The 26,358-nt window shown below is 53.1% G+C and carries 21 protein-coding genes; 12 read left to right on the top strand and 9 right to left on the bottom strand.

What is annotated here, in order from left to right; all coding sequences use genetic code 11:
* Positions 1-43: 43 nt before the first annotated feature.
* Positions 44-1,060 (top strand): adenosine deaminase, encoded by a 1,017-nt coding sequence (gene add, locus H4F65_RS02700; protein ID WP_010275157.1) that lies wholly within the window; start codon positions 44-46, stop codon positions 1,058-1,060.
* Between the two features lie 79 nt (positions 1,061-1,139).
* Here add and H4F65_RS02695 read toward each other — a convergent pair whose 3' ends face one another.
* From H4F65_RS02695 to H4F65_RS02665, 7 genes are all read right to left on the bottom strand, one after another.
* Positions 1,140-1,604, bottom strand: coding sequence for an SgcJ/EcaC family oxidoreductase (locus tag H4F65_RS02695; RefSeq protein WP_010275161.1), 465 nt, complete (start codon positions 1,602-1,604; stop codon positions 1,140-1,142).
* Between the two features lie 242 nt (positions 1,605-1,846).
* A complete protein-coding gene (locus tag H4F65_RS02690) occupies positions 1,847-2,839 on the bottom strand; it encodes a bile acid:sodium symporter family protein (protein WP_010275165.1) in 993 nt (330 codons plus the stop codon).
* 329 nt (positions 2,840-3,168) lie between these two features.
* The gene (locus H4F65_RS02685; RefSeq protein ID WP_010275168.1) at positions 3,169-4,215 is read right to left on the bottom strand and encodes an oxidoreductase; all 1,047 of its coding nucleotides are present in this window, start codon (positions 4,213-4,215) and stop codon (positions 3,169-3,171) included.
* Between the two features lie 114 nt (positions 4,216-4,329).
* Positions 4,330-5,262, bottom strand: coding sequence for an arabinose operon transcriptional regulator AraC (araC, locus tag H4F65_RS02680; protein ID WP_010275170.1), 933 nt, complete (start codon positions 5,260-5,262; stop codon positions 4,330-4,332).
* A gap of 64 nt (positions 5,263-5,326) precedes the next feature.
* On the bottom strand, positions 5,327-6,313 hold the full coding sequence (gene araH / locus H4F65_RS02675; protein WP_039319560.1) for an L-arabinose ABC transporter permease AraH: 987 nt from the start codon (positions 6,311-6,313) through the stop codon (positions 5,327-5,329).
* Positions 6,314-6,331: 18 nt separating this feature from the next.
* Positions 6,332-7,855 carry an L-arabinose ABC transporter ATP-binding protein AraG gene (araG, locus tag H4F65_RS02670; RefSeq protein ID WP_010275178.1) on the bottom strand — a complete coding sequence of 508 codons (1,524 nt, stop codon included), beginning with the start codon at positions 7,853-7,855 and terminating at the stop codon, positions 6,332-6,334.
* A 111-nt stretch (positions 7,856-7,966) separates the two neighbouring features.
* Positions 7,967-8,950 (bottom strand): arabinose ABC transporter substrate-binding protein, encoded by a 984-nt coding sequence (locus tag H4F65_RS02665; RefSeq protein WP_010275180.1) that lies wholly within the window; start codon positions 8,948-8,950, stop codon positions 7,967-7,969.
* 372 nt (positions 8,951-9,322) lie between these two features.
* Here H4F65_RS02665 and H4F65_RS02660 point away from each other — a divergent pair, with 372 nt between their 5' ends.
* From H4F65_RS02660 to dtpA, 11 genes are all read left to right on the top strand, one after another.
* Positions 9,323-11,008, top strand: a complete 1,686-nt coding sequence (locus H4F65_RS02660; protein ID WP_010275183.1) for a ribulokinase — start codon at positions 9,323-9,325, stop codon at positions 11,006-11,008.
* A gap of 36 nt (positions 11,009-11,044) precedes the next feature.
* Entirely contained in the window at positions 11,045-12,550 is a 1,506-nt protein-coding gene (araA, locus tag H4F65_RS02655; RefSeq protein ID WP_010275186.1) for an L-arabinose isomerase, read from the top strand.
* Positions 12,551-12,839: 289 nt separating this feature from the next.
* Positions 12,840-13,055, top strand: coding sequence for a transcription modulator YdgT (gene ydgT, locus H4F65_RS02650; RefSeq protein ID WP_010275188.1), 216 nt, complete (start codon positions 12,840-12,842; stop codon positions 13,053-13,055).
* 216 nt (positions 13,056-13,271) lie between these two features.
* Positions 13,272-13,853 (top strand): electron transport complex subunit RsxA, encoded by a 582-nt coding sequence (rsxA, locus tag H4F65_RS02645; RefSeq protein ID WP_010275190.1) that lies wholly within the window; start codon positions 13,272-13,274, stop codon positions 13,851-13,853.
* Entirely contained in the window at positions 13,853-14,431 is a 579-nt protein-coding gene (gene rsxB, locus H4F65_RS02640) for an electron transport complex subunit RsxB (RefSeq protein WP_010275193.1), read from the top strand. The genes rsxA and rsxB overlap by 1 nt, the downstream gene beginning before the upstream one ends.
* On the top strand, positions 14,424-16,685 hold the full coding sequence (rsxC, locus tag H4F65_RS02635) for an electron transport complex subunit RsxC (protein WP_010275195.1): 2,262 nt from the start codon (positions 14,424-14,426) through the stop codon (positions 16,683-16,685). Before rsxB ends, rsxC begins: the two co-directional genes overlap by 8 nt.
* Positions 16,686-17,741 carry an electron transport complex subunit RsxD gene (gene rsxD, locus H4F65_RS02630; protein WP_010275198.1) on the top strand — a complete coding sequence of 352 codons (1,056 nt, stop codon included), beginning with the start codon at positions 16,686-16,688 and terminating at the stop codon, positions 17,739-17,741.
* Positions 17,742-17,751: 10 nt separating this feature from the next.
* On the top strand, positions 17,752-18,381 hold the full coding sequence (gene rsxG, locus H4F65_RS02625) for an electron transport complex subunit RsxG (protein ID WP_010275201.1): 630 nt from the start codon (positions 17,752-17,754) through the stop codon (positions 18,379-18,381).
* The gene (locus H4F65_RS02620) at positions 18,378-19,085 is read left to right on the top strand and encodes an electron transport complex subunit E (RefSeq protein WP_010275205.1); all 708 of its coding nucleotides are present in this window, start codon (positions 18,378-18,380) and stop codon (positions 19,083-19,085) included. The genes rsxG and H4F65_RS02620 overlap by 4 nt, the downstream gene beginning before the upstream one ends.
* The gene (nth, locus tag H4F65_RS02615) at positions 19,082-19,717 is read left to right on the top strand and encodes an endonuclease III (RefSeq protein ID WP_010275207.1); all 636 of its coding nucleotides are present in this window, start codon (positions 19,082-19,084) and stop codon (positions 19,715-19,717) included. Before H4F65_RS02620 ends, nth begins: the two co-directional genes overlap by 4 nt.
* Before the next feature lie 688 nt (positions 19,718-20,405).
* Positions 20,406-21,923 (top strand): dipeptide/tripeptide permease DtpA, encoded by a 1,518-nt coding sequence (gene dtpA, locus H4F65_RS02610; protein WP_072013581.1) that lies wholly within the window; start codon positions 20,406-20,408, stop codon positions 21,921-21,923.
* Positions 21,924-22,054: 131 nt separating this feature from the next.
* Here the strand turns inward: dtpA and cysB are convergent, their stop codons facing one another.
* Positions 22,055-23,029, bottom strand: coding sequence for an HTH-type transcriptional regulator CysB (gene cysB, locus H4F65_RS02605; protein ID WP_005968651.1), 975 nt, complete (start codon positions 23,027-23,029; stop codon positions 22,055-22,057).
* 379 nt (positions 23,030-23,408) lie between these two features.
* A complete protein-coding gene (gene topA, locus H4F65_RS02600; RefSeq protein WP_010275225.1) occupies positions 23,409-26,009 on the bottom strand; it encodes a type I DNA topoisomerase in 2,601 nt (866 codons plus the stop codon).
* Positions 26,010-26,358 lie beyond the last annotated feature (349 nt).

The following is a 26,358-nucleotide window of genomic DNA, read 5'->3' as shown; positions in this document are numbered from 1 at the left end:
TTATACTTCGTCGTATGAAAAACAGTAATCAGACAATAACATTATGATTGATTCACTCCTGCCGTTGACGGATATCCACCGCCATTTAGATGGTAATATCCGCGCCCAGACTATTCTGGATCTAGGTCACCAGTACAATATCACGTTACCCGCCAGCGATCTTGACGCGCTCCGTCCTCACGTTCAGGTCACCAAAAACGAACCTGACTTACTGAGCTTTTTACAAAAACTCGACTGGGGCGTGGCCGTACTTGGTTCACTGGATGCCTGCCGCCGCGTGGCTTACGAGAACGTTGAAGATGCCGTGAAAGCCGGGCTGGATTACGCAGAACTGCGTTTCTCCCCCTACTATATGGCAATGAATCATAAACTGCCGATTGCTGGCGTTGTTGAAGCGGTGATCGACGGTATTACCGCAGGCTGCCGTGATTTCGATACCGATATCCGTCTGATTGGCATCATGAGTCGGACATTCGGCACCGAGGCCTGCCAGCAAGAGCTGGACGCCCTGCTGTCCCAGCGCGATCGCATCGCCGCGCTCGATCTGGCCGGTGATGAATTGGGTTACCCCGGTGCGCAGTTTACTTCTCATTTCCGACAAGCTCGCGATGCTGGCTGGCACATCACGGTTCACGCGGGTGAAGCCGCCGGGCCGGAAAGTATCTGGCAGGCGATTAACCATTTGGGTGCCGAGCGCATCGGACATGGCGTAACCGCGATTATCGATCCGCGTCTGATGACACACATGGCGGAGCATGGCATCGGCATCGAATCCTGTCTGACCTCTAACATTCAAACCAGCACCGTGGAATCACTGGATAAACATCCGCTGATCCACTTCCTGCGTTATGAAATCCCCGCCACCATCAACACGGACGATCCTGCGGTTCAGGGCATAGAGATCCGTCACGAATACGAGGTCGCGGCACCACTTGCTGGCCTGACGGCGGTAGAAACCCGCAAAGCGCAGGAAAACGGCCTGAACATTGCGTTTATCAGCGAGCAGGAAAAGCAGCAGTTGCGTGAAAAGGTTCTGCGTAAGCGCGGTGCAGTTCAATAATTTGGGTCAACCGCACACGAAAAACGGCTAACTTCCGTTAGCCGTTTGACACAAGTTTATTACCGATAAATTACAGAGATCAACTGGCCGGGTTTGCCGAGGAATGGTGCGTGGTAATCAACCACTGCTTCTGTTTCGCGTCCCAGGCATAAGTGTAGGTATAGCGTGCCTTGGCTACGCTACCGTCACCGAATGTGAAGGTGTAGGTTCCGGTATCAACAGCCTTATTACAGCCGATGCGGATCGTGCTGGTATCAATCTTGCCAACCGGCTTTTTCGCCAGGAAATGTTCGAAGTAATCAATACGCTCGGCGTCAGTCGTACGCGGTTGATCGGACAGCGTTGGCAGCAGTACGGCATCAGACGCATAGTTCCTATTCACCTTCTTCGCATCACCCGTTTTCAGTGATGCATTCCAACGGTCAAATAACGACGCAATCTCTTTTTGACTAGTTTTTACGCATTGTGCACCCTGAGCAGCCTGCACAGATGCAGAAGCCAGCGTCCCTAACATCGCTAAAGTTAACACCGTTTTTTTAAACATATTTCCCTCGATCTCAAAATAATAATTATCATTAACTGTGTCTTGCTCTATCCAACACATCTCGATGAGCGAGTATTGTTATAACGTAACGCAACAAAAAAGTAACACCACCTTGAAACTATCACTGTAATAGATTATTTTTTGTGTTTCCGTGTAGTTACAAGTGTTTGTTACAAATGACAACGCCCTCGGCCTGTGTAAGACCGAGGGCGTTTTGCATAATGCGAGAGACCGATAATCGCTTACTGACGAGGCGTATCCTGTTCTTTGCTTATCCGCTTGGCATAACGCTGAGCCAGCGCAGCGCAGACCATCAGTTGGATTTGGTGGAAAATCATCAACGGCAGCACCATCGCACCGACAGCCGCGGCAGGAAATAGCACGTTTGCCATCGGGATCCCATTCGCCAGGCTCTTCTTCGAACCGCAGAATACGATGGTGATTTCATCGGCGGTATTAAAGCCCATCTTCCGAGCTACCAGCGTATTCACCACCAGCACAATCGCTAGCAGCACGATCGAACAACCGACGACGGCCAGTAATGACCAGACGTTGATCTGTCCCCAAATCCCCTGCACAACCGCCTCGCTGAAAGCAACATACACCACCAAAAGAATTGATGACCGGTCAGTAATATTAATCAGCTTACGGTTACGTTCAACCCACTTGGCAATCAGCGGGCGAGACAGATGACCAATCACGAAAGGCACCATTAACTGCATGATAATAGACCCAATCGCGTGCAGCGTATCCGTTTCTCCCCCCTGCGTATGCATCAGCAAACCGACCAGAATCGGCGAAAGAAACACGCCCAGAATACTGGATGCGGAGGCGCTACAAATCGCCGCTGCGACATTACCACCAGCCATTGAGGTATAAGCAATCGCCGACTGCACTGTCGCTGGTAGCGCACACAGATAGAGGAAACCCAGATACAGGGTCGGCGTCAGCACCACTGGCGACAACAGACTCATACCGATTCCCAGCAGCGGGAACAGAATAAACGTGCTGGCAAACACCACCAGATGCAACCGCCAGTGCCCCATACCCGCACTAATCGCTTCACGCGATAGCTTCGCGCCGTGCATAAAGAACAGCAGAGCAATCGCCGCCGTGGTTAGGCGCTCAAAGAAAACCTTCACGGAGCCTTCAGCAGGAAGAACCGACGCCGTCACCACCACCAAAATCAGAACCAATAAGAATTTATCAATACGTAACCGTTGTAACCACCCCATGCCCGACACCTTTCCCCTAGTCTGTTATCCGCCAAATGAACACTCTAACAAGACGGGCGATCGGAGGATCGCCCAAAGTTATCTATGACTAAATGTGAATCTAGAAATCTGAGTCGATAAATCTGTTTACAGACAGAAAACGGTGGTAATGCGATAAAGGCATTAGAAGCGCCTGCCGAACATTGTAAATCGAGCGTGAAATACGCCTGTACTGCATTTTTACCCTCGACCATTATCACCGTTCGATTGATTTTCTCAGCAGTCTAGAGCGATCCTAAGATCGCCTGTTTAAACAAACCATTAACTATCTGGAATAAAACGCGGTAAATCTAGCTATTTTTCACCGTGACGGCTTTTTTCTGCTCGTGGGAAAGCAGCCCAAGCTCGATCAGTTCCATCACCTGAATCGCCTGATGCACGCTGACGGGGTTTTCGCCTTTACCCGTCAGCGCATCGCGCACTGCAGCGTAGTAAGCCGGGTAGTTACCCGGAATCGTGGCGATCGTTTGCTCCGCCGTAATGCCATCGCGAGACAGTGTCAGCACACCATCGTGTTTATCCTGACCCCAGTCGGCCAGCGGTGGACGTTCACCCGCTTTCAGGCGATCTTCCTGTGGATCAAGACCGTATTTTACAAAGCTGCCGCGTGTGCCATGCACGATATAGCGAGCAGAAGCCGCCGCCACCAGCATGCTGGCGTGCAGGACAACCCGGCGTTGTGGGTAAATCAGCGTCGCGTGGAAATAATCGATTGCCTTACTCCCAGGCCTCAACCGTGCCATATCTACCTGAATCGCCACCGGCAAGCCAAACAGCTCCAGTGCTTGATCCAGCAAGTGCGGCCCAAGATCGTACCAAATCCCGCTGCCTTCGCTGCCGTCTTCACGCCAGCGCTGGCGAACCTCGGGGCGGAAGCGATCGAAATGCGATTCCATATACACCACATTTCCTAACGTTCCCGCCGCCAGCAGCTGTTTCAGCGTCAGAAAATCGCTGTCCCAACGACGGTTATGGAAAACAGAAAGCATTTTTCCGACACGGTCGGCTATAGCGCCCAAGTCGTATGCTTGTGACAACGTCACTGTAAAAGGTTTATCGACAACGACATGCTTGCCCGCTTCCAGCGCCTGTTTTGCCAGCGGGAAGTGCGTGTCATTGGGGGTAGGAATAACAATGAGGTCAATATCGGGATCGTTAAATAACGTCTGAGGGTCTTTCTCTACTCGCAGATTTGCCCAATCTGCATGCACTTTTTCAGCACTGCTGCTGGACACGGCCACCAGCTCCATACCCGTCGTACCTGCAATCAACGGCGCGTGGAATGTCTTACTGGCATAGCCATAGCCCAGCAGTCCAACACGAACGGTCTCACTCATGACGATTCCCCTTAGCTTATTTTGACTTTGTGATTTCTCACTCAGTATATACCCGTCATCCGCCAGATTGCAGAGAGGGATAACAGCCAGGGGAATCTGTCACATTTTAGAACGTTAGCCGCTCACGGCGCTGGGCATCCGCTCTCCCCACGCCACGGGCAGCGTTTTGGCTGCCGGATAGTTGATTTCACTGCTGCGGCGACGGAAATCGCTGGGGCTGACGCCGACTCGCTTACGAAACACGCGTGAGAAATACAGCTGATCGTCATACCCCACCACGCGACCAATGTTGGCGATAGATTCTTGCGTCGTCTGTAGTAACAGTTTGGCGCGAATCACACGCTGATCTTCACGCCAGCGCAAAATATTAATGCCTACCTGTTCACGGAACAGATGCGCCAGCCGCGACGGCGACAGACAAACGTGCCGCGCGACTTCGTCGATCCGCAGTTCTCCGGCCAGATTGCTGGTAATAAACTGGCAGGCTTCTATCACACGCGGATCCATGATCTTCTGCGGGCTCTGTGGATCTTCTTCCATCGCGCGGAGCAGCAGCCGCTCCAGCAGATTCATACCCAGTTCTTCCGAAAAACGACGCCCGGAACGCTGCGTCTGTTCGATATTGGCAAACAGCCTGTCGAATTCCAGCAGCAGTTGGTTATTCGGCAGACTCATGCGACCAATGCCGCTGCTTTTGGTGTGCCATTCCAGCCAGTCAGCCCAGTAGGCGCGCGGGCGAAAATAGACCCAGCGGTGATACCAACAGTCGCTGCTCGGCGAACGGCCATAAAAATGCTTCGATTTCGGCGGGAACAGCAGCAGGTCACCGGGATTACAGAAAAAGGTCTCATCGCCATCAAAGACCTGACCCTGTCCTTTCATGGTGAGGTTAATAATGTAGCCTTTCATTCCATCGGGACGATCGATAAAGAAGTCGAGCGGCCCTTCTGCCAGAATCGGCGTCAGGCCAGCCACAAGATAAGCGTTGAACGAATATCCCGGCAGCAGCGGATTAGGCTGAGATTCATGCGCCATACGGTGATACATCGAGCCTCCGGTACACGCGAATAAGAGAGAAAGCGGCAGATTCTCTTACCTGCCGCACGAGCATTTATACCGTTTTCTTCGCCAGCTGTTTGTAGCGGTCAAAGATAACCGCCGCCAGCAGAATCAGGCCACGCACCACATACTGGGCAAACGGAGAGATGTTCAGCAGGTTCATCGCGTTCTCCACCGTACCCAAAATCAGCACGCCAGCTACCACGTAAGAAATTTTACCGATCCCGCCTTTCAGCGACACGCCACCCAGCACACAGGCGGAAATCACGATCAGCTCATATCCGATAGAGGTCATCGGCTGGCCGCTGGTCATGCGCGATGCCAGAATGATACCCGCCGCCGCCGATACCAGACCGGACAAGGCGAAAATGATGATCTTGGTGCGTACCACTGGTACCCCAGCCAGACGCGCCGCCTCTTCATTGCCCCCAATCGCCAGCGTGTTGCGGCCAAAGGTGGTTTTGTTCAGCAACAGACCAAACAGAATCATGCAACCAATGGTGATCCAGATTGGCGCAGGCAAGCCCAGCCAGTTGGCATAGCCCAGCTCGAAAAAACGCTCATCTTCAATCCCTACCGCTTTACCATCGGAAATGATGTACGCCAGACCGCGCGCAATCTGCATCGTTGCCAGCGTGGTGATCAGTGCGTTAATCTTCAAACGGGCAATCACGAAACCGTTGAGCAAACCGAACGCCACGCCAAGCAACAGCCCAGCGCTGACACCGATCCACAGGCTTTCACTGATATTGATCACCACCGCCGTCGCCACACCGGCACAGGCAATGATTGAGGCCACCGACAGGTCAAAGTCTCCGGAAGCCAGACAGAACAGCATCCCACAGGCCACCATACCGGACATGGAGATCGCCAGCCCCAGCCCTTTCATATTGATAAACGTCGCGAAATTCGGGACGAAAATCGCACAGCCAAGAAACAGCACGGCAAACACCACCAGCATGCCGTAGTTATCCCAAATGCGGGACAATCCCATACCGTTTTTCTTCTTTTCTGAGGTTGTAGACCTAACCGTTGACATTATTTTGCTCCTTCGCGGTCAGGCAACCGCAGATTCGATATCGGGGGTTCGTAACATAGCCAGACTGAGCACCTTCTGCTCTGTGGCATCGGTATGCAGCAGTTCGCCAGAGACGGCACCTTCGCGCATGACGATAATCCGGTCGGCCAGCCCAAGCACTTCTGGTAAATCGCTGGAGGCAAACAGCACCGCGATCCCCTGATTCGCGAGTTCATAGATGACATGATAAATTTCGTGCTTCGCGCCGACGTCGATGCCGCGCGTAGGTTCATCGAGCAAAATGACCTTCATCTCTTCGGACAGCCAGCGGCCAAGAATGGCTTTCTGCTGGTTTCCCCCGGAAAGATTCATAATCAGCTGTTCATCAGACGGCGTTTTGATGTTCAACGCCGCAATGCGCTTCGAGGCGTTATCAACTTCCCACTGATTGTTAATAATAAAACCGGCTTTCAGGCTCTTACGCCTTGCGCTGATATTGATGTTGTCGCGTACCGAGTGCACCGGAATGATGCCGTCCGCCTTGCGATCTTCCGGGCAGAGCATCACGCCCTGACGAATCGCATCAATGGGAGAATTCACCACCAGCGGTTTGCCATCCAGCAGCACCTGACCGCTGGTGATTTTGGTCGCGCCAAACAGCCCTTTCATCAGTTCGCTTCGGCCAGCGCCCACCAGACCAAATAGCCCGACAATTTCCCCCTGCTTCACGTTCAGGGAAACCGTGGATTTCACGCCCGGCGCTTTTACGTCTTTCAGCGTCAGACGCTCTTCGCCGTGCGGACGCGGCGTATAGCCATAGATATCCCCCAGGTTACGCCCTACCATCGCCTGTACCAGCGACTCATGGTTCACCTGCTGCATATCGTCGAACGTGCGCACGTAGCGGCCATCTTTAAACACGGTAATGGCATCACTCAGCGCAAAAATTTCTTCCATCCGGTGCGAAACGTACAAAATGACCCGGCCTTCACTGCGCAATTCCGTAATCACACGGAAAAGTTGCTCGATTTCACGGGCAGACAGCGAACTGGTCGGCTCATCAAAAGCAATAACCTTGGCGTTACGGGCCAGCGCCTTGGCGATTTCCACCATCTGCCACTGCCCGATAGAGAGGTATTTCAGCGGGGTATCAGGATCGATATCCAGTCCCAAATGCTGCAACTGAAGTTTGGCTTCATAGCGCAGCAGCGAATAGTTCACCATGCCGTATTTATGCGGCAGCTGACCTAAATAGATGTTCTCGGCGACCGTCATTTCCGGCACCAGATGCAGTTCCTGATAAATGATGGCAACACCCGAATTCAGGGCATCCATCGTGTTGTTGAACTGTACGGGTTTACCCTGAATATGGATCTCGCCCGCTGACGGTGAATAGTTACCGCTCAGGATCTTTAACAGCGTCGACTTGCCCGCCCCGTTTTCCCCCATCAATGCATGGATCTGGCCGGCATGGCAGGAAAAACTGATATCCGAAAGCGCCTTAACACCGGGAAATTCTTTACCAATCCCATGAAACGACAAATAGGGTGACTGTGCTGTCATGTCTGTTTCCTCATAACGATGCAGGTAGAGCGCGGATAACTTCGATCAGGATAACGTCGACCTGCGTCATGCTGACCGGCGTTATCCGCGTCTTTACGGAATCAGGCGTGATTACATCAGGCCTTTTTTCTCCAGTTCGACCTTAAAGTTGTCACGAGTGATCAGCACCACGTCGGTCACTTCGGTGAATTTCTCCGGCTCAACGCCTTTGGTCACCCAGTCATTCAGCATCTGGATACTCTTGTAACCGTGGATATCCGGGCTTGGCAGCAGTGAACCAAAGAAGCCCGTTGCCTGACCTTTAGACAGCTCGCTCACCGCATCCACGCCGTTGATACCGATACCAATGACGTTTGCGGCTTTAAATCCCTGACCTTCCGTTGCACGCACGCCACCCAGCACGGTGTTATCGTTCATGCCGATAATCAGCCAGTTTTTCACGCCCGGATGCTGAACCAGCATGGAGTTAGCTGCGTCGAATGCACCGGGGATATCGTTAGATTTGGTTGGCACTTTGTAGATCTGTTTTTCCGGGAACCCTGCGGTTTTCAGCGCGTCCATGGAGCCGGATGTGCGGCGACGCGCGGTATCCAGCTCATCAGCAGTAATCGCCATCACGGCGGTTTCCTCTACTTTCCAGCCGCGTTTGGTCATCTCTTTATACAATTCCTGCCCCTGACGCTCGCCAATTTTGGTGGCCGCCATCATCACCAATGGCACGGTATCCATCGGTTGACCTTTGGCATTCACGAACTGGTCATCAACCGCGATCACTTTCAGATCGTAGCTGCGCGCTTTCGCTATAATGGCTGGCCCCAACTTCGGATCCGGCGTACAGATAACGAAGCCTTTCGCTCCACTGGCTGCCAGACTGTCGATCGCGTTCAGGGTCTTTTCACCATCGGGAACCGCAATTTTTATCACATCAAAACCAAGGTCTTTCCCTGCTTTATCAGCGAACTTCCATTCCGTTTGGAACCACGGTTCTTCCGGTTGTTTAACCAGAAAGCCCAGCTTTAAGTTCTCTGCCATAGCTGATTGTGACATAACAGCAGCCAACCCGATTGCTGCCAGCGCCTTAGTGAATTTATGCATGATGTTCTCCGGTGTAATTATCTTTTCATTCGTCAGCAACGCTGAAACGAGTTCGAGTTCCTGGTAGGGTATTTCCGGTCTGGATAAAGGAAAAACACAGACTTAGCACGATTCCTTTACTCAGTAGCATTCAGACGCTTTATGTTTTAGTCGTTATTCCCGGTAAGAATGTAGAGCTTTATCACAGTCCGGAACAATGACAGGTTTGTGCATACATTTAGCGAATTTAACCAATCATTAACCTTTGACCGGCTTCACAAAATGGCTGCGGGCGACAGAAAAATACATACTTCCAGCTAACCGCTCCTCACCGCCTCTCGTTATCCCTGCCATCGTAAACACCAACGATCTGGGATTAATGAGGAGCAAAGCATGAGTGCGGGCGCTATTACGATTGGTCTCGACTTCGGCAGTGATTCGGTACGCGCCTTAGCCGTTGACTGCCAAAGCGGGCAAGAGCTGGAAACAGAAGTGGTCTACTACCCCCGCTGGCGCGAGGGGAAATATTGTCAGCCTGCCAACAACCAGTTCCGACACCATCCACTGGACTATATTGAATCGCTGGAACAGGCAGTTAAGGTCGTCGTTTCACGCCTGACGAACGAACAGCGGCAGAACATCATCGGTATTGGCGTGGACTCCACCGGGTCAACCCCCGCACCGATTGATGAGCAAGGTCAGATCCTCGCCCTACGCCCCGAGTTTGCCGACAACCCCAACGCCATGTTCGTGCTGTGGAAAGACCACACGGCAATAGAAGAGGCGGAAGCCATCAACGCGCTGTGCCGGAGTGGCCAATTCCCGGATTACACCCGCTATATCGGCGGCGTTTATTCGTCCGAGTGGTTCTGGGCCAAAATCCTGCATGTTTCCCGCGCCGACGCGGCGGTGCGTCATGCCGCCGTTTCCTGGATCGAACTGTGCGATTGGGTGCCTGCCCTGCTTTCCGGTACGCAGGCACCTGCCGATATTCGCCGTGGACGGTGCAGTGCCGGGCACAAATCACTCTGGCATCCGAGCTGGGGCGGACTGCCGCCAAAAGACTTCTTGCACGCACTCGATCCCTGCCTGACGGAGACATTACAGTACCCACTGTTTACCGATACCTGGACCGCCGAACAGCCGGTCGGCACCATCACCGCCGAGTGGGCGCAGCGGCTCGGCATCCCCGAAACGGTTATCCTCTCGGGCGGCGCGTTTGACTGCCACGTCGGCACCGTCGGCGCAGGCGCACAGCCGTATACGCTGGTCAAAGTGATTGGCACGTCCACCTGCGACATTCTGATCGCCGACGACGCACGCATTGCCGATCGCACCATCGCGGGTATCTGTGGGCAAGTCGACGGCAGCGTGGTTCCCGGCTATATCGGCCTCGAAGCCGGGCAGTCCGCCTTCGGCGACATGTATGCCTGGTTTGGGCGACTGCTAGGCTGGTCATTACAGGAAGCAGCGAAAGATCATCCTGAACTCAAAACGTCATTACAGGCGATGGAAGGCAAACTGCTGGAGCGACTCACGCACAGCTGGGCGGAGAATCCGACGCTGGATCACCTGCCTGTCGTGCTGGACTGGTTCAACGGCCGCCGAACACCGTTCGCCAATCAGCGCCTGAAAGGCGTGATTACCGATCTCAATCTGGGCACCGATGCCCCCACGCTGTTCGGCGGTTTCATTGCGGCGACGGCCTTTGGCGCGCGCGCGATTATGGAATGCTTTGAAGATCAGGGCGTTCCCGTCGAGAACGTGCTGGCGCTGGGCGGCATCGCGCGGAAATCCCCCGTCATCATGCAGGTGTGTACCGACGTGATGAATCGTCCCTTGCAGATCGTCGCTTCCGATCAGTGCTGTGCACTCGGCGCAGCGATCTTTGCCGCCGTCGCCGCTGGCGTTCACGGCGATATTCCTACTGCACAGCAGCATATGGCCAGCGGCATCGAGCGCACCTTAATGCCAGACAGCCAGCGCGTCGCCCGTTATCAGCAGCTTTATGAGCGCTATCAGCAGTGGTGCAGCCTAGCGGAACCGGCCTATAGCCCAACGTCTACGGCAAAAAACTAATTTTATCCCTCTGGGGATCACGTTACAGGAGTCATCATGGATCATTTTAAGCAGCTTGAAGTCTGGTTCGTCATCGGTAGCCAACACCTCTACGGGCCGGAAACGTTACGTCAGGTAAAAGAGAACGCGGAAAAAGTCGTCGCCGGATTGAATCAACAGGCCAACCTGCCCGTTAAACTGGTACTGAAACCGCTGGTGAAAACGCCGGACGAAATTCTGGCACTGTGCCGCGATGCCAACTATCAGGATAACTGTATTGGCCTGCTGACCTGGCTGCACACCTTCTCTCCGGCCAAAATGTGGATTGGCGGTCTGAGCGTCCTCAGTAAACCACTGCTGCAATTCCATACCCAGTTCAACGCCGAAGTGCCGTGGGACACCATGGACATGGATTTCATGAACCTGAACCAAACCGCGCACGGTGGACGTGAATTTGGCTTCATCGGTGCCCGGATGCGGCAGGCGCATCAGGTTGTCGTCGGCCACTGGCAGGATAAGAACGCCCATACCCGTATCGGCAAATGGATGCGGGTTGCCGCCGCCATTCAGGAAAGCAAACAGCTGAAGGTTGCACGCTTTGGTGACAACATGCGTGAAGTCGCCGTCACCGAAGGCGATAAAGTCGGGGCACAGATCCAATTCGGTTATTCCGTCAGCGCCTGGGGGCTGGGCGATTTAACCGCCGTGGTCGATGCCGTATCCAAAGGCGATATCGATGCGCTGGTCGAAGAGTACGAAGCCAGCTACCAGTTAACAGACGCGGTGAAACTCAACGGCGCGAACCGTCAGAACCTGCTGGATGCCGCACAGATTGAACTCGGGATGAAGCGCTTTTTGGAACAAGGCGGCTATCACGCGTTCACCACCGATTTTGAAAACCTGTACGGTTTGAAACAGCTGCCGGGGCTGGCGGTACAGCGTCTGATGCAGCAAGGCTACGGCTTCGGTGGCGAAGGCGACTGGAAAACCGCCGCGCTGCTGCGCATTATGAAAGTGATGGCCGGCGGGTTGTCGGGTGGGACGTCCTTCATGGAGGACTACACCTATAACTTCCAGAACGGTAACGATCTGGTCGTCGGTTCCCACATGCTGGAAGTCTGCCCGACGATTGCGAAAGAACAGAAACCGATTCTGGATGCACAATACCTTGGTATTGGCGGCAAAGCCGACCCTGCCCGTTTGATTTTCTCAACGCCGGCTGGGCCGTCCCTCAACGCCAGCGTGATCGACATGGGCGACCGTTTCAGAATGCTGGTTAATCTGGTCGATACCATCGAACAGCCGCGCCCGCTGCCGAAACTGCCGGTTGCCCGTGCCATCTGGAAAGCCCAACCGTCGCTGGAAGTGGCGGCCGAAGCCTGGATTCTGGCTGGCGGTGCGCACCACACTGTCTTTAGTCAGGCGTTGGATCTCGAACACATGCGGCTCTACGCCGAGATGCAGAACATTGAACTGCTGGTGATCGACAACGAAACCCGCCTCCACGAATTCAAAGATGCGCTGCGCTGGAACGAGGTGTATTACAAACTTTGTAGCCGCTAAGCCCGCACTCAGGGGCCGGTTGTCTATGGATAGTGTCCGTGAACAATCTGCCCCCTTTATCGGTACTTTTTATCTATACGCCTTTTCCATCTCACGCTCCGATTTTCCATCGCCCTGTCGCCCAACATTCCCCGAAACGCCATAACATTTTTCTGTCAATCCATTATTTTTCATTTTCATTTGTTTGTTGTTGAAAAATAAGCGTACTTTATTACATCCCCCTCTAGACAGGCTTTCTTGCTTGAATATACTTAGTCATCTCAACCACATAACTATTAGACCAATCACCATGACCGTTCATGACTATTTGCTCAAATTCAGGAAAGTCAGCTCAACAGAAAGTCTGGAAAAACTCTTTGATCACCTCAATTATTCTCTGACAGACAGTCAGGAAATCATCAACATGTATCGTGCAGCGGACCATCGACGGGCTGAGTTGGCATCCGGCGGGCGCTTGTTCGATCTCGGCTGCGTGCCAAAATCCGTCTGGCATCACGTTCTGTAGTTGCTAGTAACAAAAAGAATAGTTATGCAATAATTTCCTTCCGGGCTATTACGCAGAACGCTCAGCTCGTTACTGTATAATAGCCCGGCGCTTCTGTTATTAAGCGAATCTGACCTTCCGCCCCTTGAAGGGGACGGCGATAACCCTACTTTGGGTATGTTGTCGAAAACCCAACAATGCCTGATAATAGTCCGGTTTTGTTTTCTAGGCACCGTAATGACCGAATACGCATTGCTCTTTGTTAGCATCCTTCTGGTAAATAATTTCGTCTTAGTGAAGTTTCTTGGGCTGTGCCCCTTTATGGGCGTGTCCAAAAAACTCGAGGCGGCAATTGGCATGGGCATGGCGACCACGTTTGTTATGACGCTGGGCTCCATGTTCTCTTGGCTGATCAACGAATTTATTCTCGTTCCGCTCGATATTCTCTATTTGCGCACCATGGCTTTTATTCTGGTGCTCGCCGTTGTGGTGCAGTTTTCCGAGATGTTCGTGCGCAAAGTCAGCCCTGAGCTGTATCGCCTGCTGGGGATCTTCCTGCCGCTGATTACCACCAACTGTGCAGTGCTTGGCGTTGTTCTGCTCAACATCAACCTGTCACACGGTTTCCTGCAATCGACGATTTATGGTTTCGGCGGCGCGGCTGGCTTCTCGCTGGTAATGGTGCTTTTTGCCGCCATTCGTGAGCGTCTCGCCGTGTCGGATATTCCTGCGCCGTTCCGCGGTTCATCTATCGCGCTGATCACCGCAGGCCTGATGTCGCTGGCGTTTATGGGCTTTACCGGACTGGTGAAATTCTGATGATCGCTATCTGGATTGCCATTGCGGCACTCAGCGCCCTCGCGCTGGCATTCGGCCTGGTGCTTGGCTACGCCTCCCGTCGGTTTGAAGTCGAAAACGATCCGATCGTAGAAGAAGTGGAAGCCATGCTGCCACAAAGCCAGTGCGGCCAATGCGGCTACCCCGGCTGTCGGCCTTACGCCGAAGCGGTCGCGCTGAATGGTGAAAGTATTAATAAATGCGGCCCCGGCGGCGAAGCGATGATGCTGAAGCTGGCTGAAAAGCTCAACGTCGATCCGCAGCCGCTGGAAGGTGACGCCGACGTTCAAGCTCCCGCACGCCAGGTTGCCTGGATCGATGAAAGCAACTGCATTGGCTGCACCAAGTGTATTCAGGCCTGTCCGGTTGATGCCATCATCGGCAGTACCAAAGCGGTACACACCGTCGTCAGCGACTTGTGCACCGGCTGCGATCTCTGCGTCTCCCCTTGCCCGACGGACTGTATCGAATTACGTCCTATCGCGCCGACTCCCGCTAACTGGAAATGGGATCTCGATACGATTCCAGTACGCGTTATTCAAGTAGAACGACATGCTTAAGCTGTTTTCCGCCTTTAAAAAAGACAGGATCTGGGATTTCGACGGAGGCATTCATCCGCCGGAAATGAAGATGCAGTCCAGCCAGACGCCGCTGCGCCAGATTCCGCTACCAGAACAGTTCATTATTCCGCTCAAGCAGCATCTTGGGCCGGAAGGCGAGATCTGCGTCAGCGTCGGCGATAAAGTCCTGCGCGGTCAACCGTTAACGCGGGGAAAAGGCCGCACGCTGCCCGTTCACGCACCGACATCAGGAACGGTGAACGCGATTCGTCAGCACACGACGGCGCACCCGTCTGGCTTGTCCGAACTCAGCATCATCATCGTGCCGGATGGCGAAGATCGCTGGTGCGAACGCCAGACCTTGACGGATTACCGTGCACAAAGCGTCGATACCCTGCTTGCCCATCTGCATCAGGCGGGCATTGCGGGCTTGGGCGGCGCTGGCTTCCCTACCGCCGCCAAGTTACAAGGCGGGATGCGCGGGATTGAAACCCTGATTATCAACGGCGCAGAGTGTGAACCCTATATCACCGCTGACGATCGACTCATGCAAGAGTGCGCCGAGGAGATTATTCAGGGCGTCGAGATCCTGTCATTCCTGTTGCAGCCGAAACGCATTTTGATTGGGATCGAAGATAACAAACCGGAAGCCATCAGCGCCCTGCGGCTGGCCCTGGGTAACCGTAGCGATATGCAGCTACGCGTCATCCCAACCAAGTATCCGTCAGGCGGTGCCAAGCAGCTCACCAAGATTCTGACTGGCAAGGAAGTCCCGTTCGGTAAACACTCCGCCGCCATTGGCGTACTGATGCAGAACGTTGGAACGGCTTTCGCCATCAAACGTGCCGTGATCGACGGCGAGCCGCTCACCGAACGCGTGGTGACGCTGACCGGTGAAGCCTTGCGCCAGCCTGGTAACGTCTGGGCACGACTGGGGACACCAGTGCGCCACCTGCTCAAACAGGGTGGCTTCCACGTCAATAAGCAACCGATGGTGGTGATGGGCGGTCCGCTGATGGGCTTTACCCTGCCGTCGCTGGATGTCCCTATCGTTAAAATCAGCAACTGCCTGCTCGCGCCGTCACATACGGAAATGGAGCCGGTTGCTGAAGAACAATCCTGCATTCGCTGTAGCAAATGTGCCGATGCCTGTCCGGCAGGCCTTTTACCGCAGCAGCTTTACTGGTTCAGCCGCGGACAAGAACACGAAAAAGCCCGCAATCACCATCTGTTTGACTGCATTGAATGCGGTGCCTGCGCTTACGTCTGTCCCAGCAATATTCCGCTAGTGCAGTACTACCGTCAGGAAAAAGCCGAAATTCGGGCCATCGACGAAGAGGCTCAGCGTGCCGCACAGGCCAAAGTGCGCTTTGATGCTAAACAGGCTCGTCTGGAGCGGGAAAAAGCGGCACGCGAACTGCGTCATAAAAAGGCGGCGGCTGGCGTATCCACCACGGATAAAGATGCCGTTCAGGCCGCGCTGGAGCGCGTACGCCGTAAGCAAACCGCCGCAACCGAGGTCGGTTCGCCAATCGAGGTAATCCCTGATGCAGAGCCGGATAACAGTGCCGCCATCGCCGCACGGGCTGCCCGTAAGGCATTAGTACGTGAAGAACGGTCACGTGAAGAACAGTTACGTGAACGACAGGCGCAACAAGAAGCGCCTACGGTCGAGGTTCCCTCTGCCGAGCTTGACGATCCACGCAAAGCAGCCGTGGCCGCCGCCCTTGCACGTGTTAAAGCGCGTAAGGCTGCACAGCAGTCTGAGGTAGGAAGCACGGAAGAAGCGGCGACGCCTGCGGTTTCCAACGTGGCGGCAGAACCGATTGCCGTTGTTGAAATGCAAGAGCCAGAAGATCCGCGTAAGGCTGCCGTGGCCGCCGCTATCGCGCGCGTTAAAGCCCGTAAAGCCGCGCAGAAGCCTGCAACAAACACGGAAGAGCCTGTTCCGTCGGCTGCTCCTGACGTGGTGGCAGAGCCAAGCGCCGTTGTTGAAGTACAAGAGCCAGAAGATCCACGTAAGGCTGCCGTTGCTGCCGCTATCGCTCGCGTTAAAGCCCGTAAAGCTGCACAGCAATCTGCAACAACCGTGGAAGAGCCTGTTCCGTCGGCTGCTCCTGACGTGGTGGCAGAGCCTAGCGCCGTTGTTGAAGTACAAGAGCCAGAAGATCCACGTAAGGCTGCCGTTGCTGCCGCTATCGCGCGCGTTAAAGCCCGTAAAGCCGCGCAGGCATCGTCATATCAAGAGGAATAAATGGCTTTTAGAATTGCGAGTTCACCGTTCACACATAACCAGCAGCGCACACAGCGCATCATGCTGCTGGTCATTTTGGCCTGTCTGCCGGGTATGCTGGCGCAGTATTACTTCTTTGGCTACGGTAACCTGATTCAGGTTGGGCTGGCGTCCGCTACCGCGCTTATTGCAGAAGGTGTGACACTGTCACTGAGAAAGTTCGCCGTGCGCACCACGTTGGCAGACAACTCTGCACTATTGACCGCCGTGCTGCTCGGCATCAGTCTGCCACCGCTTGCCCCCTGGTGGATGGTGGTCATGGCAACCGTCTTCGCCATTATTATCGCTAAACAGCTGTATGGCGGCTTAGGGCAAAACCCTTTTAACCCCGCGATGATTGGCTATGTGGTGCTGCTGATCTCTTTCCCAGTCCAGATGACGAGCTGGCTACCGCCCGCGCCGCTGCAAACCATTCCCGTCGGTTTCCATGATGCGTTAGTTATCATCTTTACCGGACACACGCCTGACGGGTACACCATGCAGCAGCTGATGCACAACGTTGATGGCGTCAGTCAGGCTACCCCGCTGGACACGTTTAAAACCAGCCTGCGCTCCGGCCAAACGCCGCAGGACATTCTGCAACAGCCGATGTTTGCCCAATCGCTGTCTGGCATTGGCTGGCAATGGGTGAATATCGGTTTTCTTATCGGCGGACTGTTTTTGCTGATGCGCGGCACCATTCGCTGGCATATTCCGGTCAGTTTCCTGCTGTCGCTCATGTTCTGCGCCTCACTAAGCTGGATCATTTCGCCGGAGAAATTCGCGCCACCGATGCTACACCTGCTGTCCGGGGCGACGATGCTCGGTGCCTTTTTCATTGCGACCGATCCTGTTACCGCGTCAACCACCAACCGGGGACGTCTGATTTTTGGGGCACTGATTGGGCTACTGGTCTGGCTGATTCGTACCTACGGTGGCTATCCGGACGGCGTCGCGTTTGCCGTTCTGCTGGCAAACATCACCGTGCCGCTGATCGACTATTACACTAAGCCACGCGCTTACGGCCACCATCGCTGAGGAGACGCCCATGATAACAACAATGCGCCGCCACGCGACAACACTGGCCCTGTTCGCCGCGTCCACTACCGCAGTCACTGCCGTGGTAAACATGCTGACGGAACCGACGATCTCGCATCAGGCCATGCTACAGCAAAAAATGCTGTTGGATCAGGTCGTTCCCGCCGAGTTATACAATAGTGACATGCAAAAAGAGTGTTACATTGTCACTAACCCGGCACTAGGATCGTCAGCGCCACACCGCGTGTTCATCGCCCGCCAGAACGGTGAACCGGTTGCTGCCGCACTGGAAAGTACCGCGCCGGATGGCTATTCTGGTGCCATTCGACTGCTGGTTGGTGCCGATTTTCACGGTAAGGTACTCGGCGTTCGCGTTACCGAGCATCATGAAACGCCGGGATTGGGTGATAAAATCGAAGTACGAATTTCTGACTGGATCACCCGATTCAGCGGACAAACGGTACAGAACGAGCAGGATGCCCGCTGGGCAGTGAAGAAAGAAGGCGGAATGTTTGATCAATTTACCGGCGCCACCATTACGCCACGCGCCGTCATTAACAGCGTAAAACGCAGTGCCCTTTACCTGCAAACGCTACCGCCACAAATCAACACGCTGTCCGCCTGTGGAGAGAACCAATGAGTCAGACCAAAGCACTTTTCGTTGAAGGGTTATGGAAGAACAACTCGGCACTGGTTCAATTGCTAGGCCTTTGCCCTCTGCTGGCCGTGTCATCCACCGCAACTAACGCACTGGGATTAGGGCTGGCAACCACGCTGGTTCTTACCTGTACCAACATGGCCGTCTCCGCGCTGCGTCGCTGGGTGCCAGCGGAAATCCGTATTCCCATTTACGTCATGATCATCGCCTCGGTGGTCAGCACCGTGCAGATGTTGATCAACGCCTATGCCTATGGCCTATATCAATCGCTGGGGATTTTTATCCCGCTGATCGTGACGAACTGTATCGTTATTGGTCGCGCCGAAGCCTTCGCCTCCAAGAATGCGGTTTTCCCTTCCGCCATTGACGGTCTGGCTATGGGGTTAGGAGCAACCAGCGCACTGGTGGTGCTCGGTTCTCTACGTGAAATTCTGGGTAACGGTACGCTATTCGACGGCGCGGATTTGCTGCTGGGCAGTTGGGCTAAAGCGCTGCGCATTGAGGTGGTTCACCTCGATTCCCCTTTCCTACTGGCGATGCTGCCACCGGGCGCATTTATCGGTCTGGGATTGCTGCTAGCTGTGAAATATTTGATCGATGAGAAAATGAAACAACGACGAGCTCGCGCGGCTTCTGCCGAAGGAAAAACGGCACCGGCAACCAGCACCGTAGGGGAATCGCTGTGAATAAGGCTAAGCGGATTGAGATCTTAACGCGTTTACGCGACAACAATCCCCATCCGACCACTGAATTGCAGTTCAGCACGCCGTTTGAGCTGCTCATCGCCGTGCTGCTTTCCGCGCAGGCAACCGATGTCAGCGTGAACAAGGCAACGGCAAAACTCTACCCTGTCGCTAACACGCCCGAAGCCCTGCTTGAGCTCGGTGTAGACGGCGTGAAAGACTACATCAAGACGATCGGCCTGTTTAACAGCAAAGCGGAAAACGTCATCAAAACCTGCCGTTTGTTGCTGGAAAAGCATCAGGGACAGGTTCCCGAAGATCGTGCCGCGCTGGAAGCCTTACCCGGCGTAGGGCGAAAAACGGCAAACGTCGTCCTGAACACCGCGTTTGGCTGGCCAACGATTGCCGTTGATACGCACATCTTTCGCGTCAGTAACCGGACAGGATTCGCTCCGGGTAAAAATGTCGAACAGGTAGAGGAAAAGCTGCTAAAAGTGGTTCCGGCAGAATTTAAAGTCGACTGCCATCACTGGCTAATCCTGCATGGTCGTTACACCTGTATTGCCCGTAAACCGCGCTGTGGTTCCTGCCTGATTGAAGATTTATGTGAATTTGGCGAAAAGGTCGACGCCTAATCTGCTGTGGTCTGGTGGAATCCCCTCTCGCCAGGCCTTCTCTCCGTTATTCCACACTCCGCCTCGTCATTCGTTCTCTCACTAGCAAAGCGAGCCGCGTGTTCTCTGCATCTTACGGCTCAGACAACCATGCTCTCAGGCGGTTTATTCGGTGCACTGCAGCGTATTCCTCTATCAAAAAGCCTGTATAAAAGTACAAGTAACCACTATTTAAGGCTAATAAGTTATTTTTAATAGAAAATTTAGTGATTGAAAGTCACTTTGAGTGACTATATCGATATTTATCTTATTGCCTGCTATTGATGCATTTTTATACTCACTGCATATTTAGTGATATGCAAAACATTAAACCGCATATTCATTCATAGTTAATGATATTGTCTTGATTTTAAGTAAAAGGCAGATTATATCCCTTTTATAAAAAATAAATAGGTTAAACCAATATAATCATTTGAAGCAAAAGAAAGTTATGAAATTAAACTCTGCATAACATTTAATTTCTAGTTTTATCCAACAACCAAAACCACTTGTAACAAAACATGTCAAATGACTTGCCTGTCCGTAAAATCACGTCAATATAGCGCCGTTTTTCCTCCCCATAACTAGTCAAAAGAGGTGGCAGTTTCACTGTTTCACTCTTGTTATTTTCTCGTTAAAAAAAACGAGATAGGTAAAATCAGAGGTCTTTGTGTCAACAGCAAACAACAACAACGAATCCCCTGAAAGCGTCAGCATGAACGCTTTCAAACAACCAAAAGCGTTTTATCTCATCTTCAGCATCGAGCTGTGGGAGCGTTTTGGTTACTACGGTCTGCAAGGCATTATGGCGGTTTATCTGGTCAAAATGCTGGGCATGTCCGAAACCGACTCCATTACCCTTTTCTCCTCATTCAGTGCACTGGTATACGGTTTCGTCGCCATTGGCGGCTGGCTGGGTGATAAAGTCCTCGGCACTAAACGTGTGATCGTGCTGGGTGCCATCGTGTTGGCGATCGGTTACACCATGATTGCCTACTCAGGCCACAGCGTGACGTGGGTGTATATCGGCATGGCGACCATTGCCGTCGGTAACGGATTGTTTAAAGCCAATCCGTCAGCCCTGCTGTCTACCAGCTATGCGAAAGACGATCCGCGCCTGGACGGTGCTTTCACCATGTACTACATGGCGGTGAACATCGGCTCCTTCTTTTCTATGCTGGCTACACCGGTACTGGCCGCGAACTATGGCTGGAGCGTGGCCTTCTCCCTGAGCGTCGTGGGTATGATTCTGACGCTGGTTAACTTTATGTTCTGCCGCAAGTGGGTCAGCACACAAGGTTCTCAGCCAGATTTCCAACCGATCAATCTGCAGAAGCTCGCAGTCACGCTCGCAGGTATTGTCGCGCTGGTCGCACTTTCCACCTGGCTGCTGCACAACCAGAGCATCGCACGTTGGATTCTGACGCTTATTTCACTGGCCGTTGTTGCCATCTTTATCAAAGAGATGCTGGCGGTAACTGGAGCAGAACGCCGGAAAATGATTGTCGCGCTCCTGCTGATGCTGGAAGCAGTGGTCTTCTTTGTGCTGTACAACCAGATGCCAACCTCGCTGAACTTCTTTGCTATTCGCAACGTTGAACACTCGATTTTAGGCTTTACCTTTGAGCCAGAGCAGTATCAGGCGCTCAACCCGTTCTGGATTATGGTTGCCAGCCCGATTCTGGCTGCGGTTTACAACAAAATGGGCGACCAGTTGCCGATGGCGCACAAGTTTGCGGTTGGTATGGTGCTGTGCTCTGGCGCGTTCCTGGTGCTGCCGTGGGGTGCCAGCATGGCAAACGAACAAGGTATTGTGTCCGTCAACTGGCTGATCCTCTGCTATGGCTTGCAAAGTATCGGAGAGTTGATGATTTCCGGTCTGGGTCTGGCGATGGTCGCTCAACTGGTACCACAGCGCCTGATGGGCTTCATTATGGGTGCCTGGTTCCTGACGTCAGCCGGTGCCGCCATTATCGCAGGCTACGTTGCTAATATGATGGCCGTGCCTGAGAACGTCGTAGACCCTCACGCGTCTCTTGAGATTTATAGCAATGTCTTCATGCAGATTGGTATCGTCACCGGCATCATCGCCGTTCTGATGCTGCTGACTGCGCCGAAACTGACGCGTATGACGCAGGATGTCACCGACGCCCCTGCAGACGCCGTCACGACGACAGCCTCTGCCTGATAATCCGCCAGAACACGCCACGCCAATGACGGTATGACGTGTTACTGGTGAAGCGTTAGGTGATAACCAGATGATAAAAAGCCAGACACTGTCTGGCTTTTTTACGTTGGTTGATCCGTCCTGAATGACATTTACTTCACGGGCAGCGTCACATCTTTGAACATCGCTTCAATTTCATCATTCGAACGCAGCGCAACGGCAGAATCGACGACATCACGCGTTAAATGTGGGGCAAAGCGCTGGATGAAGTCGTACATGTAACTGCGTAGGAACGTGCTGCGGCGGAAACCAATTTTCGTCGTGCTGTAGCTGAAGATGCTGTTCGCGTTGATGGTCACCAGATCGGTTTCCGTCTGCGGATCGACCGCCATATTCGCAATAACCCCGACACCCAATCCTAAACGCACGTAGGTCTTAATCACATCGGCATCCGTTGCGGTAAAGACGATGCGCGGCGTGAGGCCCGCGCGGTTAAACGCGGTATCCAGCTCGGAGCGTCCGGTAAAACCAAAGGTATAGGTGACGATAGGATAAGCAGCCAGTTCTTCGATGGTGATATCGGTCTTAGACGCCAGCGGGTGATCGGGTTTTACCACCACCGCGCGATTCCAGTGGTAGCACGGCAGCATGATCAGATCGTCGTACAAATGCAGCGCTTCGGTCGCAATAGCAAAATCCGCAGAGCCTTTCGCAACGGCTTCGGCAATCTGCGTCGGTGAGCCCTGATGCATGTGCAGCGACACGCGAGGATAGCGATCGATGAAACCTTTAATGACGCTTGGCAGCGCGTAGCGCGCCTGCGTGTGCGTGGTCGCGACATACAACGACCCTTTATCGGGATAGGTGTGCTCTCCGGCAACCGCTTTGATGGCATCGACTTTCGACAACACTTCACGCGCGATACGGATGACTTCCTGTCCGGCTGGTGTCACCTGTGTCAGGTGTTTTCCACTACGGGCAAAAATCTGAATGCCCAACTCATCCTCCAGCATGCGGACCTGTTTACTGATCCCCGGCTGGGAGGTGTACAACCCTTCTGCGGTAGAAGACACATTCAGGTTGTGATTAACAACTTCAACAATATAACGAAGCTGTTGTAGTTTCATAATTTATCCCATTCCCAATTGAAGTGTGCGCGTGGCATCTCACAACGTTCTGACGACGTTCCGTTTTATTGATTTTGATTGCACCTTAACCATCTGGCGCATATTTCCATCAATTAATGTCATTTAATCATAAAAACTATTTTTATATAACCATTTCTGCATGGTGCAGCAATAAAGAACGCAGTGAATGCGATTATCACAGAGGTAAACCGCATCATTCTCTATCACGGATCAACAATCTTCATGCTACCGCAGGACAATCTTCATACACCTGTTTTATCGAGCTATTTTCTGCGATCAAAAAAGCCAGCCTTACGGCTGGCTTGATTTAGCGATGTTTTACACATAACTCAGTTATGCGCAGGGTAACTGAAAGAGGTTACTTCTTCCCTTCAACCCATTTTCCATCGATGTAAAACGCTGACCAGCCTGTTGCCTTGCCGTCTTTCTCTGACGAGACATATTGCTGTTTGGTCTTACGGCTGAAACGCACCTGCGTTTTGTTGCCGTCTTTATCGACCACTGGTGCTTCCGCCAGATAGCGCAGTTTTTCCGGTAAACGATCTTTGAATCGCACCAGTTCTTCTACCAACGGTGCCCGCGTTTCGCGAGATTTCGGGAACGTATTAGCCGCAAGGAAGACCCCTGCTGCGCCATCACGCAAGACGAAATAGGCATCAGACTTCTCGCAAGGCAGCTCAGGCAACGGCACCGGATCTTCTTTCGGTGGCGCAACATCGCCATTACGCAGGATCTTACGCGTGTTACTACAGGTCTCGCTGGTGCACGCCATGTATTTACCGAAGCGTCCCATTTTGAGGTGCATTTCGGAGCCACATTTCTCGCACTCAACAATCGGGCCATCATAGCCCTTGATGCGGAACTCACCGGCTTCGATCTCATACCCGTCGCAGGCTGGGTTATTCCCACAAACGTGCAGCTTGCGCTGATTATCGATCAGGTAGCTGTCCATCGCCGTACCACATTTTTCGCAGCGACGGCGGGCACGCAACGCGTTGGTTTCGGCATCGTCGCCTTCCAACACGTTCAGTACTTCAGTTTCCGGTATCAGGTTGATCGTGGTCTTACAGCGCTCTTTCGGTGGCAGTGCATAGCCGGAGCAGCCCAGGAACACCCCGGTACTGGCAGTACGAATACCCATTTGACGAGAGCAGGTCGGGCAATCAATGCTGGTTAACACCATCGCATTGGGGCGCATACCGCCTTCTTCAGGATCCTGCTCTGCTTTTTCCAACTGCTGACTAAATTCGTTGAAGAATTCATCCAGTACCGCTTTCCATTCCGCCTGATTATTGGCGACCTGATCGAGGCGGCTTTCCATCCGTGCGGTGAAATCGTAATTCATCAGTTCGCGGAAGTTTTCTTCCAGTCGATCGGTAACGATTTCACCCATTTTCTCAGCATAGAAACGGCGGTTTTCCACTCGAACGTAGCCGCGATCCTGAATGGTGGAAATAATAGAAGCATAGGTAGACGGACGGCCAATCCCACGTTTTTCCAGCTCTTTAACCAGAGAAGCATCGCTGTAACGAGCCGGTGGTTTAGTGAAGTGTTGCCCTGGCAGCAGCTTCTGCAGCGACAGAGGTTCACCCACTGCCACGGTCGGCAACGTGCGATCTTCATCATTTTTACGCAGCGCAGGCATGACTTTCGTCCAGCCATCGAAACGCAACGTACGGCCTTTGGCACGCAGTTGATAATCAGCAGCTTCCACGATGAGCGTGGTAGAATCGTATTGCGCAGGCGTCATTTGGCAGGCGACGAACTGACGCCAGATCAGCTGATACAGCTTCTGCGCATCGGCTTCCATATCTTTCAGGTTGTCAGCCAGCACGCCAACATCGGAAGGACGAATCGCTTCGTGCGCTTCCTGCGAGTTTTCTTTGCTGCTGTAAAGGTTCGCTGACTCCGGCAGATAGCGCTTGCCGAACTCTTCGCCAATATAGCCACGCACCATCGTCAAGGCATCCTGACTGAGGTTCGTTGAGTCGGTACGCATGTAGGTAATGTAGCCCGCTTCGTACAGACGCTGCGCCATCATCATGGTCTTTTTCACGCCAAAGCCAAGACGCGTACTGGCGGCCTGTTGCAGCGTGGAGGTGATGAACGGTGCGCCCGGTTTGCTGCTGGTCGGCTTGTCTTCACGATCGGCAACCACATAACGCGCGTGCTCAAGTAGGCTGACCGCCGCATGCGTTTGCTCTTTATTAACCGGTTTAAACGGCTTGCCGTTGTGGTGCGTCACCTGCATTTGCAGTTGAATATCACTTCCTGCCAGCAAATCAGCGTGCAGTTCCCAATATTCTTCCGGCACGAACGCTTTGATTTCGCGCTCACGATCGACAATCAGACGCACGGCAACCGACTGTACGCGCCCAGCGGACAGGCCACGGGCAATTTTTTTCCACAGCAGCGGGGAAACCATGTAACCCACCACGCGATCCATAAACCGACGCGCCTGCTGGGCATTCACGCGGTCAATATTCAACGTATCGGGTTTTTCAAACGCCTGTTTAATGGCATTTTTCGTGATTTCGTTAAACACCACGCGACTGAAGCGTTGATCGTCACCACCAATGATTTCCCGCAGGTGCCAGGCAATGGCTTCCCCTTCGCGGTCAAGGTCGGTTGCGAGATAGATGTGGTCGGCATTTTCCGCCAGCGTTTTTAATTCGGAGACAACCTTCTCCTTACCCGGCAGTATTTCGTAGTTGGCTTTCCAGCCATGATAAGGGTCGACGCCCATACGATTAACTAGCGCGGATTTCTCATCCTTTTTGACTTTCTTTTTCGTTTTATCTTTAGTCGTTGAGTCCGCGCTCTTTTTACTGACTGAGCCACTCGTCGGCAGATCGCGCACATGACCGACGCTGGATTTCACCACGTAGTCATTGCCTAAATACTTATTGATCGTTTTGGCTTTTGCCGGGGACTCGACGATAACGAGAGCTTTACCCATATGTACTATTACCTGCTGAATTCTTCTGAAAATCAGATATTTTTCGGGGCATTCAGAGCGGATTCTACTGACTGCGCAAAATCCCACACTCTACCTGATAAATATTGCCACGCAACCTAATTAGCATGGGAAACCTGTTTTATCCGCTTCCCGCCATACTGAATATCGGCAGGTAAGCGCCTAAAATGTAGTCCATTTGCGTCATAATCTACGCTTTACGCTGAAACCGTATCGCAGTACCCTTCCTATTGATGCGACTTTTGAAATAACCGCATTGCGTGTTGAAAGCGCCGTGTTGATTTTAGAAATAGCCTTGTTGATATAGTGCAACGCCCCCTTTTTTCAAGGG

The sequence above is a fragment of the Pectobacterium brasiliense genome (assembly GCF_016950255.1).
Taxonomy (GTDB): Bacteria; Pseudomonadota; Gammaproteobacteria; order Enterobacterales; family Enterobacteriaceae; genus Pectobacterium; species Pectobacterium brasiliense.
Note: the sequence above shows the minus strand (reverse complement) of the source record. Positions and strands in the feature narration are given on the sequence as shown.

Coding starts and splice junctions, on each gene's coding strand:
- add (WP_010275157.1), top strand. CDS start 44: ATGATTGATTCACTCCTGCCGTTGACGGATATCCACCGCCATTTAGAT.
- H4F65_RS02695 (WP_010275161.1), bottom strand. CDS start 1,604: ATGTTTAAAAAAACGGTGTTAACTTTAGCGATGTTAGGGACGCTGGCT.
- H4F65_RS02690 (WP_010275165.1), bottom strand. CDS start 2,839: ATGGGGTGGTTACAACGGTTACGTATTGATAAATTCTTATTGGTTCTG.
- H4F65_RS02685 (WP_010275168.1), bottom strand. CDS start 4,215: ATGAGTGAGACCGTTCGTGTTGGACTGCTGGGCTATGGCTATGCCAGT.
- araC (WP_010275170.1), bottom strand. CDS start 5,262: ATGTATCACCGTATGGCGCATGAATCTCAGCCTAATCCGCTGCTGCCG.
- araH (WP_039319560.1), bottom strand. CDS start 6,313: ATGTCAACGGTTAGGTCTACAACCTCAGAAAAGAAGAAAAACGGTATG.
- araG (WP_010275178.1), bottom strand. CDS start 7,855: ATGACAGCACAGTCACCCTATTTGTCGTTTCATGGGATTGGTAAAGAA.
- H4F65_RS02665 (WP_010275180.1), bottom strand. CDS start 8,950: ATGCATAAATTCACTAAGGCGCTGGCAGCAATCGGGTTGGCTGCTGTT.
- H4F65_RS02660 (WP_010275183.1), top strand. CDS start 9,323: ATGAGTGCGGGCGCTATTACGATTGGTCTCGACTTCGGCAGTGATTCG.
- araA (WP_010275186.1), top strand. CDS start 11,045: ATGGATCATTTTAAGCAGCTTGAAGTCTGGTTCGTCATCGGTAGCCAA.
- ydgT (WP_010275188.1), top strand. CDS start 12,840: ATGACCGTTCATGACTATTTGCTCAAATTCAGGAAAGTCAGCTCAACA.
- rsxA (WP_010275190.1), top strand. CDS start 13,272: ATGACCGAATACGCATTGCTCTTTGTTAGCATCCTTCTGGTAAATAAT.
- rsxB (WP_010275193.1), top strand. CDS start 13,853: ATGATCGCTATCTGGATTGCCATTGCGGCACTCAGCGCCCTCGCGCTG.
- rsxC (WP_010275195.1), top strand. CDS start 14,424: ATGCTTAAGCTGTTTTCCGCCTTTAAAAAAGACAGGATCTGGGATTTC.
- rsxD (WP_010275198.1), top strand. CDS start 16,686: ATGGCTTTTAGAATTGCGAGTTCACCGTTCACACATAACCAGCAGCGC.
- rsxG (WP_010275201.1), top strand. CDS start 17,752: ATGATAACAACAATGCGCCGCCACGCGACAACACTGGCCCTGTTCGCC.
- H4F65_RS02620 (WP_010275205.1), top strand. CDS start 18,378: ATGAGTCAGACCAAAGCACTTTTCGTTGAAGGGTTATGGAAGAACAAC.
- cysB (WP_005968651.1), bottom strand. CDS start 23,029: ATGAAACTACAACAGCTTCGTTATATTGTTGAAGTTGTTAATCACAAC.
- topA (WP_010275225.1), bottom strand. CDS start 26,009: ATGGGTAAAGCTCTCGTTATCGTCGAGTCCCCGGCAAAAGCCAAAACG.